Consider the following 13,684-nt stretch of genomic DNA (forward strand, 5'->3'; position numbering starts at 1 on the left):
TTGTTTTTCTTACCCTAGAATACCATGTTTCAGGACGGAATGGCTTCTGTTTCCTCATTTTTCATTTCTTTTTCCAATTTGGCGATCTTCGCGTCGATTGTGTTCCTGTAATAGGAAGAACTCACTCCATGCTCCAGTTGATCTAAGTATGTTTCAATCTCCTCAAACTTAGAGAATGCCCCATTGTCGTAACCTGTTGATGATTCAAGGACAGAATTCATTTTGTTATGGGCGCGGGCAATATTTTCCCTGCCCATCAATTCCATTCGCTTGATGTACATATCCTTCAGTTTGTGCTTCATTTCTTCATATTTACGCTCAAGCTCTTCAAGCTCTTTTGTTACTTGCAGCTTGGATTCCTGGATCCGTACGGCACGTTCTTCATAGTATTTTTGTTCCTGCAAAGCAAATTCATACAAGCCTTCTTCACTCGCTTTGGATGCTACCTCTGCCTGATACTTTCGTTTGTCGGCTAAAACGGAAGCCTGTTGATACTCTTTTTGGAACTCTTCTTTTAATACATACTGCCTTTCGACAAGCTTTCTAACCTTCTCCACTTCCTGCTCACATTGTCTTAAGTAATGATTCAGGACCGCAATCGGATTTTTCTTTTCCTTTTTATCAATTGCTTCGTGAAGGTCTGACATGACGGTATTTTTCAATCGTTGAAATAAATTTGCCATAATTAACTCTCTCCTTTAGTTTTTTAATTGTGACCATTCCCTTTCAAAGTTCGTGAAGGGATCAGACGTTTTGTCTTCGATGATGACTTCTTCTTTCTTCCAATTCTTATAGATCACATATAGGACATACAAAGCAACCAGCCCGATAATTGCCGGGAAGTTCGATACGGTTGCACTGAATGCGGCAAGGCCGATCAGGGCCCAAAGGATTTTCTTCCCTGTGGAGTCTGTCTTGATGAAACCTTTAAAGCTGTAGTACATGATCAATAAAGAGATCGCAAGCCCCACAATCGGTCCTAAATTTGCCAGCAGTACGATCGCTGCGATTCCTCCTGCTAAAAGCAATCCAACTTTCTTCATATGTTGTTGCCTCCTTTCTTCTTCATGTCTCTATCCTACCTGGTTTCCCGACTTCCCATAACGAGCCGGAGCTTTATTTTCGTATCAGACCTGAGGCTTAGGAAGGGTAGGACTGAACATTAAAAAGGTCCGTCCCTCAATACAAGGGACGGACCTTAACGTGTTTATTTAGTTCGTCAGTTCGAGGAATTCTTCTACATCGGCGATGCAAAGGTTGATTCCTTTTTGCCAGAAGGCTTCTTTAGTGATGTCTTCACCGAGGTGCTTCATGGCGAGATCTTCGACGTTCATAACGGCTGTGTCACGGAGTAATGCCATGTATTTATCTTCGTAGCTTTCGCCGGACTCCAGTGCTTTCGCGTAAATGCTAAGTGAGAACAAGTAGCCGAATGTATACGGGAAGTTATAGAACGGCACTCCTGTAATATAGAAATGGAGCTTCGATGCCCAGAATCGCGGGTGGACCTCTCCCAGTGAATCGGCGAATGCTTCCTCCTGAGCTTCCACCATCAGGTCATTCAACTTATCGACAGACACGATCCCTTTTTTGCGCGCTTCATAGAAACGGGTTTCAAATAAGAAGCGGGCATGGATGTTCATGAAGAATGCCACGCTCCGCTGAAGTTTATCTTCGACGAGGGCAATCTTTTCTTCCTTAGTTCCTGCTTCCTTCACGGCTGCATCTGCCACAATCATTTCGGCAAAAGTGGAGGCCGTTTCTGCGACATTCATGGCGTAGTTGCGGTTCAAGGTATGCATCGGTTTTAACGCATGGGAATGGAATGCATGCCCCAATTCATGGGCAAGTGTCGAAACATTCGACATCGAGCCTGAGTACGTCATGAAGATCCGTGATTGATCACTTAACGGGAATGAAGTACAGAAGCCCCCGGGACGTTTTCCTGAACGGTCCTCTGCTTCGATCCACTCATCCTCAAAGGCTTTTTCTGCAAACTGTGCCATCTCACTTCCGAAGCGGGAGAACTGCTGCAGAATAAATTTCGCTCCATCATCGTATGACATCGTGCCCGTCGACTCTGCCACGGGTGCATCCAGGTCATACCAGTCCAATTTGTCCTTGCCGATCAATTTCGCTTTCCGGTCCAGATACTGGACGAACGGCTTTTTGTTTTTGCTGATGGCCCCCCACATGGCGTCGAGGGTTTCCTGCTTCATTCTGTTGTACTCAAGAGGCTCTTTCATCAATTCGTCCCAGCCCCGCTTTTTATACACATTCAAACGGAAGCCGCCGAGATGATTGAGGGTCCGGGCAAATAGCTCCTCATTCTGTTTCCACGCATTCTCCAATTTGTCGAAAACCTCTTTACGCGTCTTCGGATCCGGACTCGATAGTAGATTATTGGCCTGTCCCACCGAGAGGCTTTTTCCGTCGTGTGTGATGTCCATTGCTCCGACGATTGTGTCGTACATCTGCCCCCAGCCGTGATAGCCGTCGACGGAGAGCGCCCCGATCAAGGATTCCTCACTGCTTGAAAGCTTGTCCTTCGCTTTTTGTCTCCACTCATTCAGCACAAACGTGATCTCGCTCAGGCGATCATGCTTCAGCAGGTCTTCCCACACTTCTTCTTTGCAATCTGAAAGTTGCTGCTGGAATTTGGTGAAGGTAGAAGAAAAATCGGCACTCAGGCTTGTGACTTCGCTTCGAAGAGAATCTGCCTTCCGATCATGCATGTTCTGAGCTTCCAGACAGCTGACAAAAGCTCCTGCCTGGCGCAAATACAACATCACGTCCTTCGCTTCATCAATAAGCTTCCACACAAGCTCCGCATCGTTCGCAGACTGAGGCGGATGAAAGGCAAGGGCATTCTCTGCGAAGTCATCTTTCTTCTTTTCCAATGTATCGAGATGATCCCTGAACTCCGGTGATTCACTTCCTCCTTTGAAAAAAACATCTAAATTCCAAACATTTGAATATGTATGAGTTGTATGGTCCATAATGTCCCCCTAATATAAATGTGTCAATTGTCCCTATCTTATTTCTAATTCTCGATAAAACCTCTAAATCCTTCATGATTTTTTACAATTCCTTTTACCTGAACTCTCTTCATTTGGTTTTTAAACGGATAAAAGTGGAATAGTATATAGCAAACAACAGGTCTCGAAAGGGCTCCTTTCTTGCAGCACCATTACTTTTCAAGGGGGATATATTATGAAGTTGATTTTAAATATTTTAGCCTTCGCACTGGTGATCGTCATGAATACGCTGGCTGTCACACTGCCTTTGAACAATCAATCCACGGAGGAAATCAGTAACAGGCTCGACATCATGATTACTCCTGCAGGCTATGTTTTTTCCATTTGGAGCCTTATTTATCTGCTGATCGCCATCTGGATCATCCGACAATTCCCTAAAGCGAGACGGGAGCTCCCACTTTATCAGGAAACAAGCGGATTATTCATCCTGAGCTGTCTATTGAACTCATCATGGATCCTGTCTTGGCATTATAACTACTTCCTTATTTCCGTCTTTATTATGCTCGGACTACTCATCACTTTGATCGCCCTTTATAAGAGGATCAAAAGCACAGGTCCGTCCCTCCTGGATTCCGCTCCTTTTTCAATTTATTTAGGGTGGATTTCGATTGCGACGATTGTGAATATCACCTATTATTTAACGGACATCGGCTGGAACGGATTGGGGATTTCTGAGCTTGTATGGGCTTATCTAGGATTGATCCTTGCTACTGCACTGGCTTTTTGGTTCCGGATCACACAGCATGACCTCCTCTATCCATTGGTCTTTGTTTGGGCCTTCATCGGGATTGGAGTGAAGAATATGGCAGACCACTCCACCTATTCATATACTGCCTATGCCCTTGCTGTCATCATCCTGATCTTTGATCTTGTATATAAGCGTACACGTAAATGATTAGAAGGTCCGTCCCTCAAGGTGAGGGACGGACCTTTATCTTTGCATAGAATGACACTACCTGACTGACATTAATGGTAGGGGGTGTTAGCATGAATCAGCCAAACAGGAAGGTAACGAAGACAGGAACGGATATTGATGAGGTCAAACGCCGGAATGCAAACTCTGGTCTTACCTACAATCAGGTGAAACAGATGCTTGGAGAGCAGTATACCGGTAAAAAGTAAAAGAAAGCGCCGACTCAATCGGCGCTTTCTTTCTCTTTATCTTCTTTCTCTTTGTCTTCTTTTGCTTTAGTTTCCCGCTGAACGGTCAGCTTTTCCTGAATTTTGTTCAGCTCTTTACATGGCTGAGTCAGGCTGACGATGACATCTCCCTGCTCTATCTTCGGTGAAGAACCTTCTGTGAAGAATTCGATTCTTCCCGTCGGTTTGTGCGCGAACATCAATAGGGTATTCTCATCACGCTCTTGTAAATACTCTTCAAAGGTGTATTTTTCCGTAATATTGGTTTTCCTGAATACGTCTCCACGCTCGACACGTTTATTCAGTTCTTCCCACGTGACATGATTTTGAAAGAGTATGCGTCCTCCAATCGTATGGACCATATCTTCCAGGTCATCATCACGCTTGCTTCTGAGGCTCAGCTGGAACAGGTTATTCCTTCCGACCTCAGGCACGAACGTCGTACATACGAGGGCGTTATAGGAATCGAGTTCCGTTGCCGCGATCATGTATTCATAAGGGGTCATATCCAGATAGTACTCGGTTTGCTCAGATAATATCTCTCCCCGGTAAAATGGGATCCCGGCTTTTCTGACCGAAAACAATCTCTGCCATGAGGAATCCGCAATCAGTACCGGAATCTTCATATTCTGGAGGGTCTTGGCGAATTCGGTACTGAATTTACTTCCTCCGACAATCATGACACCAGGCTGTTCACTGATGGCCAGGTCAAGTTTCTTAGCCAGCCATTTAATCGAAAATCCGTGTGCACATACGGTTGAGAAGACAAGGGCAAAGGTTAGGGACGTCAGGATGGATGCATCCTTAAAGCCCTTGTCCAACAATACTGACGCAAAGTAACTTGAAACGGTCAAAGCGACGATTCCCCGCGGTGCAATCCATCCGACAAGGATTTTCTCCCTGACGGAGAGGTCCGTCCCTATCGTAGAAAGCCAAATCGAAAGTGGACGTACGATGAATAGCATGAGCAGGACGAATGCTATGATGTTCCAATTAAAGATTTGGAATAGGGTATCGACGGTTAAGGAAGCCGTCAACATCACGAATATGGTCGAAATGAGCAGTACCGAAATATTTTCCTTGAAGTGACGCATATCGTCGATGGATGAGATATGCATATTTGCAAGCGTCATCCCCATGGCCGTTACAGCAAGGAGGCCGGTTTCATGTGTAATATGATCTGAAATCGTGAAACAGGCAAGGACAAGTGCAAATACGACAGGTGACTTAAGGAATTCCGGAACATGTCCATTTTCAAAAATAAAGCCCGTGAACTTCCCGAGGGCCCATCCGAATACGACGGCAAACAGGGAAGCGGCAAAGAATAGCAATAAAGAAAGTCCTGTTACATCATCACTTATCAAGAAGTTGATGATCTCAAAGGCAAACACAGCAATCAATGCGCCGAATGGATCGACGACAATTCCTTCCCACTTAAGGATTGCTGCGGGTCTCGGCTTAAGCTTCGCCTGTCTGAGCAGAGGCAGGATGACCGTAGGACCCGTAACGATGAATAAGCCACCGATCACGAAGGCAACAGCCCATGATAAACCTGCAACATAGTGTGCTCCAAGGGAACCAAGGATCCAGGCAAGGAGAGCTCCAAACGTCACGATCCTGAAGACCGGTTTCCCGAGTCCCCTCACTTCGCGGAAATCAAGATTCAAACTTCCCTCAAATAGGATGATGGCAACTGCCATCGATATGATGGGTTTAAACACTTCCCCAAAATCGTCTTTAGGATTGATGAGGCCGAAGATCGGACCTACGAGCAGCCCGACTATCGACATGATGACGATGGCCGGCAGCCTGAATCTCCAGGCCACCCATTGGGAAGCGATTCCCAGTACTCCGACTAACATGATGTTGAATAAAATAGAATCGATCATAGATTTCTCCTTTGGAGGTTATGAAATCAGCCATCATAACAAAAAAATAGTATGTAGGTGTTACAGATTACAAATAGAATAAAAGGTCCGTCCCTCCTATTGCAAAACAAATGCCTCGAGTGAGCACATTTGTTTTATATAGTTTACATTTTTATGGCTGATTTTAACCAAAGAGTCGTTTCCAGTTCCCTGCAGATGGTCACGTAGTGGAGCATGGTAATCAAGACGGCTCCTGCATTCATACCCAGGATGACGCCTTCCATTCCAAAACGGGAACCGAGCAGGTAAATGAGTGAAAACGAAAAGACACTGGACCATACGGTATGAAGAAGGGCATCCTTCACCAGTCCCAGCCCGATCAAAAAGGCTTGGAGGGGAAATACCAAAAAATGAAACAGGAAGTATGGCCAGAGCAGCTTTAAATAATAGGCGGAGGAAACAGAGTGAAAAAACGTCCCTGTTATGTAGTCTCCGAGAGTATAGTAAATAAACACTGCTGGTACACCGTAGCCCAATGTAAGCCACATCACTTGCTTAAGATGGGTCAGGATCCCATCAAAATCCTTCGATGAAACTTTTTCCGAAACGGTCGGGATCAAAACGATCAGCATTGAAAAAGCAATGAATGAAGGAAAGAACCCGATGGTGAGGGCAATTCCCGCCAGCATCCCGAAATGTTCATTCGCATCCACTGCCCCCATCCCCGAAAGGACGAGGGCCCATTTAATCAGAAAAGGCTGGATGGCATGGGTCAGTGCATGAAAGATGCGAAGGACCGTCGTCGGGATCGAAACAGATAGCACTGACTTTCTCATCTCACCTGTTGAAAGTGTAGAATGGCTGTTCTTTCTTTTACCCTTAATTTCAAGAACGTAAGCATGAATCAAATATACAAATACCACCACTTCACTGGCAATTAACGTTCCAAGGGCAATGAAGATGGATGTATCGATGCCAAAGGATAAAAATTGATAGATTGACACTAATAAAAATAATTGAATTCCCTTACGAAGAAAATTCGCTGCTGCAATTTTCCCCATCTGCTGAATCCCCATGAAATATCCTCTTGTGATCGAAGTGATGGCCACAATCGGGATCACGATCAGGACCAGCCAGCGAATCCCCGGGTGATATCCTTGAAATAAAGGAGTCCAGGCATACACCATCACCATGATCAATAACAAAATGCATGTCGTGATCACCGCAAACCGAAAGGCATAGTGCAGCATCCCCCTGTGATATCGTTCCTCCTTTTCTGCAAAGAATTTGGAAAGGCTGATCGGCAATTCCATGCTCGATAAAATGACGATCAAAAACACCGACGGCAGAATCGACATGTATGTGCCAAGCCCCGCTTCCCCAAGCTCACGGGCCAGAATCATATTAATTACAAACTCCAGGCATTCCCCTAAGAATGCCGTCACCACCAACACCAATGTACCCCTTAAAAACAGACTCATACGCTTGTACCCTGCCTTTATGTAAGATGGTCTATTCTATGATGGTTGTCCGGGGAATATGAGGCGGGGTGTGGATGGATCATAGTTCTCGTCTTTATTTTCATTCCACATAACAAAAAGCAGCCCCCAAAAGGACTGCTTTCCAACTAACGGATCATAAAAGTGGCGATCGAATGCAATGGCAGCGTCGTATTGAAATTCCCCTCACCGCATGCAAGCGAAATCTCTTCCTCATGGTCATTCGCATTCATCACAATGACGACGATCTCCCCGTCTGGATTTTCAAAGGAAGTAGCCGATACACTGTCATTGGAAATCTGACATCCGATACGTCTTGCTCCGACTTTGATATATTTGCTGAAATGCCCGATGTAATAGTACGAGCTGTTGTACCGGACATCGTCATTCACCGTGTCGACGATCACCGGTGCATCGCAGTAATTCCCGACATGATTCGGTCCGCCTTCTTCGTTCAGTACCATATTCCAGTCGATCCACGCTTCAAGATAATTGTTCAAATCACCGATGATATTACGGCCATAGCGTTCACCAGTATCCCAGGCGCCGGGTCTGACCCCGCCTTCGATGCATCCTTCTGTAAAGATCAAATGCTTATCAGGGAAGTCATGGTGCACTTTAGAAAGATTTTCAAACTCCTCTGAAACGTACCAGTGGACCCCTGTCCCCCAGACATACTTCGCCGCTTCGGGATCTGAAAGGACGGCCTTGGCACGTTCATGGATCACATCACGATTATGATCCCAGATGATGACCTTCACATCCCCATGGCCATGTTTCTCGAGGGACGGACCTAGATGATTTTTAATAAAGTCCCGCTCTTCTTCCCCTGTGTACAGGCATGAATCCCACACCTGTTTCGCTTCCGGTTCATTCTGGATCGTCAACCCCCAGATTCCGATCCCCTCTTTCTCCATCGCCTCTATGTACTTCGAGTAGTAGTCTGCCCATACAGATTGAAACTCGGGCAACAGTTTCCCGCCGTTGTTCATTTCACCGTTAGTCTTCATCCAAGCAGGTGGGCTCCACGGTGAAGCAAGTATGGAAAGCTCTTTCCCTGCCACTTCCATCGCTTCCTGGATAAGCGGGATCACAAGCTTTTTCTCCCGATCGATGGAAAAGCTCTTCAGTGAGGTATCAACATCTTCCACATACGTATAATTCCCTAATGAAAAATCACAGCTGTTGATATGCGTCCTTCCGAAGCGGTAACCAATACCTTCTGCCGGATCGAAATACCGGTGAATGATTTCTTCCCTTTTTTCGGGGCTGATGAGGGAGAGACTGTGAGCCGCCGCTTCGGTGAAAGCACCGCCAAACCCCAACATTTCCTGAAATTTCTTCTCCGGATCGAGTTGGATGTGCGTGGAAGCACGTCTTCCTGAAAAAGAAACCGGTTCTTTTTCAGAGAACCGATCTCCTGTTTCTTTTGCTGTCAAAATTACCTTCATATTCATTGCGTTACTTCCTCGGCATTTGTATGAAGACCATGCTTCTCTTTATGGTTCCGGATGACTTCAGCATAACGGAAGGCACTGTCTTTCCAGATTCGCTCCTGCGTATCGAAGTCGATATAAAGGATGCCAAACCGCTTATCATAACCGAAGCTCCACTCAAAGTTGTCCATCAGTGACCATAGATAATACCCTTGGATGTTCATGCCTTCTTCATTAAGGTCAGAAACCGCTTGAAGATGCAGATTCAAGTAGTTGACGCGTTCGTGATCATGGACTCTTCCATTCTCCAAAACATCGTCATACGCCGCTCCGTTTTCTGTGATATAGATTGGCAGATCCGTGTATTCCTCTCTCAGGCGGCGAATAAGATCTTTGAATTCATTCGGCGCGATGTCCCAGCCCATGCCTGTTTTTTCATAATCGGAATAAGCTCCTTTATGCATAAAATCATTGGCGGCACTGAACTCAACAATCCCCCGGCTGTAATAATTGATCCCGAAGAAATCACATTCCGTTGAAATCAGGTCCATATCCCCTTCCTTGATGAAATCATAAGTATGAACGTATTTCGAAAACAGGTTCATCATGTCTTTCGGGTATTCACCTTTGAATACAGGATCCAGGAACCAGCGGTTGGAATATCCGTCCGCATTGTTGGCAGCAAGAAGATCGTTCACTGAATCGGTATTTGGATAGACTGGTGATAGGTTGAGCGTGATTCCGATATCTGTCACGGACTTGAATTCCTTCTTCAGCATCTCAACCGCTTTTCCGTGTGATAGCAACATGTGATGGACCGCTTTTACTGCTTCATCCAGATTGGTATGACCTGGAGCATGGACCCCTTGATGGTAACCGAGAAACCCTGCACACCAAGGTTCATTATGAGTGATCCACGAATCGACCACAGCATCAAGTTCCGTGAAGCACGCTCTTGCATAGTCCTTGAACCATTCTACAGATTCACGGTTGACCCATCCGCCTTCTTCATGGGCCCACATCGGTAAGTCCCAGTGATACAATGTCACGGCAGGCTTGATTCCTTCTTCTTGAAGTCTTGCCGCTAATTTTTTATAAAAGTCCATCCCTTCCTGGTTGTACTTACCCTTTTCAGGAAAGATGCGTGGCCAGGCAATGGAAAAACGATATGTGTCTACACCAAGACGCTTGATATGCTGGATGTCTTCTTCGAATCGGTGATAATGGTCACATGCGAGATCACCATTATGCTGCTTGTATACTTTCCCTGGAATGTCACAGAACATATCCCAGATGGAAGGAGTTCTCCCCCCTTCATTATGTGCACCTTCGATTTGATACGATGATGTGGCGGTTCCAAAGGTAAATGTTTTATCAAATTTCATAGGTCATTCTCTCCTCTATTCTTTGATTGATCCTGCTGAAATGCTGTTGACGATATATTTAGACAGGAATAGGAAGGCAATCATGATTGGTACGACTGAAATCGCAATCCCTAAGTACATCGATCCTAAATTTTGCGCTACTTGAGATCCCTTCAAGAATCCCATCAATACTGGCAGCGTATACTTCTCAGGTGAGAATAGGATCACGAGTGGCATGATGTAGTTATTCCATGATCCGATGAACGTGAAGATCGACATCGTCGCAACGGCCGGCATCATGATCGGAATGGCCACCGTATGGAAAATCTTGAACTCACTTGCCCCATCGATTCGGGCTGCTTCGATTAAACTTGGATGAAGCGTCGTCTGGATGTATTGTCTTAAGAAAAATACGACAAACGGACTTGCTATTGCCGGAACGATCAGTGGAATGAAGGAATCCAGGATTCCCAGATTCTTACTCAGTTCGTAAAAGCCGATCAGCCCCAATTGTCCTGGAACCATCATCATCACAAGCATGAAGACGAACAGGAAATTCTTCCCCCTGAATGTGTAAAAGGCGAATCCATAGGCAGTCAAAGCTGAGAAATATCCTGATAATAAAGTCGTAAGGACAGAGATGATCAGACTATTCTTGAACCCCGACCAGATGTTTACGTACTCCATCATCGTGGTGTAGTTTTCAACTAAAGAGCTCCCCGGTATCAAGGTGAATCCTGACAGGATCGCTTCATTTGATCTTGTCGCATTTACAAGCATCATAAGGAATGGGATGAAGCAGACAATCGCCATCAACACAAGTACGATGTAGATGATGCTCTTCACAATCGTATTTCTGGTCTTCAGTTTGGACTCATGTGGCAGAAGTTCAGCCTTTGGCTTTTCAACCTTTTGAGTCGGTACATTTTTTTCTACAGCTGTTTTTCCCAACATGCTTACACCTTCCTTGCTTGTTTGCGTTCATTTCCATACATCCCTTTGAAGACAATCGCCGAGAAGATCAAGGTAATGACGAACAATCCATATGCGACAGCTGATGCATATCCATAGTTATTAAACTTGAATGCCTGATTGTACAGATACAGCACCATGGTATTCAGTGACCCATCCGGAGAACCGATTCCGTCTGTCAGAAGCATCGGCAGATCAAACAGCTGAAGGCCGCCGATCAGGGATGTGATCATGATATAAAGTAAGATCGGTTTCAATAAAGGAATGGTGATCTTCGTAAAAGTCTGCCATCTGTTTGCACCATCGATCAAGGCAGCCTCGTAGTAGTCCTTCGAGATTCCCGAAACACCCGCCATGACGACAATGAACGAATGGCCGAACCACATCCAGGTAAGGATCAGGGAAACGGAAAGCTGTGCAGTCGCAGGCTCGTTCAGCCAATTAATCGGTTCTGATATAAGACCTATATTTAATAGAATCATATTTAATGATCCGTGCTGCCAGTCCAGCAGGATACCAAACAACAAAGCGACAGAACTGATCGTGATTAAATTAGGTAAATAAAAGATCGATCTGAAAAATGCCAAACCTCTCAACTTCATTCTCATATCAGAGAAGATTAATGCGAGTACAAGGGCAAGACCAATTTGCAGGGCAAAGTTGATTCCCCATATTTTCCACGTGTTAAAAAATGCTTCCACAAAATAGCTGTCCGTGAGTAAACGGGTATAGTTGGCAAGACCGATTACTTCCGCTGTCCCGCTTCCTGAATAGTTCGTAAAGCTATAGTAGAATGTAAGAGCAACAGGATAAATGCTAAATATTAAAAAGATGATCCAAAACGGGGCAATAAATAGATAACCATATCGATCTACTTTCTTCATTCCCCAGCCCCCCTAGTTGTTAATAGATTATCGGCAGGTGACATGGAATCACATCACCTGCCATTGACTTTTACTTCTTAGTTTTTCGGTACTTTTATATCCGGATAAGCGTTTTGAGCTTTTTTATAGAATTCTTTAATGGCATCGTCTTTGGATTTCTTTCCGTCCACATACTGTTGGACAGCGTTTCCATAGAACGTGTCAAGCTGTTGATCATACTTAGTTACAATACCAGGCTCGATTTCTTTCGCCTGCTCAAGGAAGAATTGATAGTTGTTCTGTCCGCCAAGGAATTCACTGCTGAAATCATCCTTGATCGCATTTGTTACCGGATTGTAGGCAAGGACATCGCCCGTTTCTTTCGCCCAATCTGTCAGGAATTCGTCATCCTGAGTCATCATTTTCACAAAGTCATAAGCAAGTTCTTTGTTTTCTGATTTGTTGTAAACCCCTAACCATGTTCCACCCCAGAAGTACGGGCTTGGTCCACTTGTCACAGCCCAGTCACCGGTAGTTTCCTTTACATTCGTTTTCAGAACACTGTGAAGTCCCCAAGTCGGAAGAACATATGAGAATACTTGTGTTTCTTTCTCTTTACCGTTTTCTTTCATTTTGATCGGCTTATCCATCGCTTCGAACCAAGACGGAGACCATTCAGCAGCAAGAGCTGTATAGTTGTTTTCACGTAGTTTCTTTGCAGATTCCATATATTCGATCTTTTCATCTGTCAGCTGCAGCTCATTTTTATCATTCACCCAAGGTTGAGGATTATCTCCTTGTGAGAACCAGCGGATTGAGCCCTCATCCGGGAACATGCTGTAGCCTTTTTCCTTCATCTTTTCAGCCACTTTGAATACATTTTCCATTGAATTCATCATGTTTCCTACTTCTGTTGGATCATCTGTACCAAGCACTTCTTTCGCGATGCTTCTTCGGTAGAAAATTCCACCAGGGGTCGTTTGCCATGATAAAGCTCTTACATTTCCGTCTTTATCTTTACCTAAGTCGAATACATAAGGTACATATTTATCTTTAATTTCATCAACATTGTATGGTTTTTCTGATAGGTTTTCCCAGTAACCCGCGTCCACCCATTGTTTAAGGAACGCGATTTCTCCTGTGAATACATCAGGTGCACCAACGCCACTTTCAAGAACAGGCTTTAATTTCGTCGGATAATCGGCAATCGGAACGATCGTCAATTCTACCTTCACACCATTTTTCTCTTCAAACTTCGTGATTGGCTTCTTCAGTTCATCCGTGAAGGACCATACCTTTAAATCTACGTCTTTATCTTTTGAGCTACCCGATGACTTGGAATCTCCCGAACAGGCCGAAAGTACCCCTGCAACCAGTACCACCGTCATGAATATTGCCAAAATCTTCTTCATCTTAATCCCCCTTTTTCATTTGTAAGTATTGAAACGAAAGCGGTTTCGTTTACTTTCAATTAAAAATATCGAAACCGGTTTCGAAATTCATA

Annotated in this window: 12 protein-coding genes; 2 read left to right on the forward strand and 10 right to left on the reverse strand. The window is 44.8% G+C overall.

The features are described from left to right. Nucleotides 1-29: 29 nt before the first annotated feature. From AM506_RS05355 to AM506_RS05365, 3 genes are all read right to left on the reverse strand, one after another. Nucleotides 30-683, reverse strand: coding sequence for a PspA/IM30 family protein (locus tag AM506_RS05355; RefSeq protein ID WP_060671462.1), 654 nt, complete (start codon nt 681-683; stop codon nt 30-32). 15 nt (nt 684-698) lie between these two features. Next, on the reverse strand, nt 699-1,043 hold the full coding sequence (locus AM506_RS05360; RefSeq protein ID WP_060671463.1) for a lmo0954 family membrane protein: 345 nt from the start codon (nt 1,041-1,043) through the stop codon (nt 699-701). A gap of 168 nt (nt 1,044-1,211) precedes the next feature. After that, nucleotides 1,212-2,999: a M3 family oligoendopeptidase gene (locus tag AM506_RS05365; RefSeq protein ID WP_060671464.1), complete on the reverse strand. Its 1,788-nt coding sequence runs from the start codon at nt 2,997-2,999 to the stop codon at nt 1,212-1,214. 214 nt (nt 3,000-3,213) lie between these two features. Here AM506_RS05365 and AM506_RS05370 point away from each other — a divergent pair, with 214 nt between their 5' ends. Continuing rightward, nucleotides 3,214-3,933, forward strand: a complete 720-nt coding sequence (locus AM506_RS05370) for a TspO/MBR family protein (RefSeq protein ID WP_327205518.1) — start codon at nt 3,214-3,216, stop codon at nt 3,931-3,933. 92 nt (nt 3,934-4,025) lie between these two features. Next, the gene (locus tag AM506_RS23275; RefSeq protein ID WP_060671466.1) at nt 4,026-4,160 is read left to right on the forward strand and encodes a hypothetical protein; all 135 of its coding nucleotides are present in this window, start codon (nt 4,026-4,028) and stop codon (nt 4,158-4,160) included. Between the two features lie 14 nt (nt 4,161-4,174). On the opposite strand, the gene AM506_RS05380 is transcribed toward AM506_RS23275, so the two are convergent. From AM506_RS05380 to AM506_RS05410, 7 genes are all read right to left on the reverse strand, one after another. Then, a complete protein-coding gene (locus tag AM506_RS05380; RefSeq protein WP_200908414.1) occupies nt 4,175-6,067 on the reverse strand; it encodes a cation:proton antiporter in 1,893 nt (630 codons plus the stop codon). A 143-nt stretch (nt 6,068-6,210) separates the two neighbouring features. Further along, on the reverse strand, nt 6,211-7,527 hold the full coding sequence (locus AM506_RS05385) for an oligosaccharide flippase family protein (RefSeq protein WP_060671467.1): 1,317 nt from the start codon (nt 7,525-7,527) through the stop codon (nt 6,211-6,213). Nucleotides 7,528-7,673: 146 nt separating this feature from the next. Next, nucleotides 7,674-9,002, reverse strand: coding sequence for a glycoside hydrolase family 30 protein (locus AM506_RS05390; RefSeq protein WP_060671468.1), 1,329 nt, complete (start codon nt 9,000-9,002; stop codon nt 7,674-7,676). Beyond that, nucleotides 8,999-10,366 (reverse strand): GH1 family beta-glucosidase, encoded by a 1,368-nt coding sequence (locus tag AM506_RS05395; protein WP_060671469.1) that lies wholly within the window; start codon nt 10,364-10,366, stop codon nt 8,999-9,001. The genes AM506_RS05390 and AM506_RS05395 overlap by 4 nt, the downstream gene beginning before the upstream one ends. A 15-nt stretch (nt 10,367-10,381) precedes the next feature. Continuing rightward, on the reverse strand, nt 10,382-11,158 hold the full coding sequence (locus AM506_RS05400) for a carbohydrate ABC transporter permease (RefSeq protein WP_060671622.1): 777 nt from the start codon (nt 11,156-11,158) through the stop codon (nt 10,382-10,384). 143 nt (nt 11,159-11,301) lie between these two features. Continuing rightward, the gene (locus AM506_RS05405; protein ID WP_060671470.1) at nt 11,302-12,201 is read right to left on the reverse strand and encodes a carbohydrate ABC transporter permease; all 900 of its coding nucleotides are present in this window, start codon (nt 12,199-12,201) and stop codon (nt 11,302-11,304) included. Nucleotides 12,202-12,278: 77 nt separating this feature from the next. Beyond that, on the reverse strand, nt 12,279-13,592 hold the full coding sequence (locus AM506_RS05410) for an ABC transporter substrate-binding protein (RefSeq protein ID WP_060671471.1): 1,314 nt from the start codon (nt 13,590-13,592) through the stop codon (nt 12,279-12,281). Nucleotides 13,593-13,684: the final 92 nt, after the last annotated feature.

Source organism: Rossellomorea vietnamensis (assembly GCF_001305855.1).
GTDB classification, from domain to species: domain Bacteria; phylum Bacillota; class Bacilli; order Bacillales; family Bacillaceae_B; genus Rossellomorea; species Rossellomorea vietnamensis_A.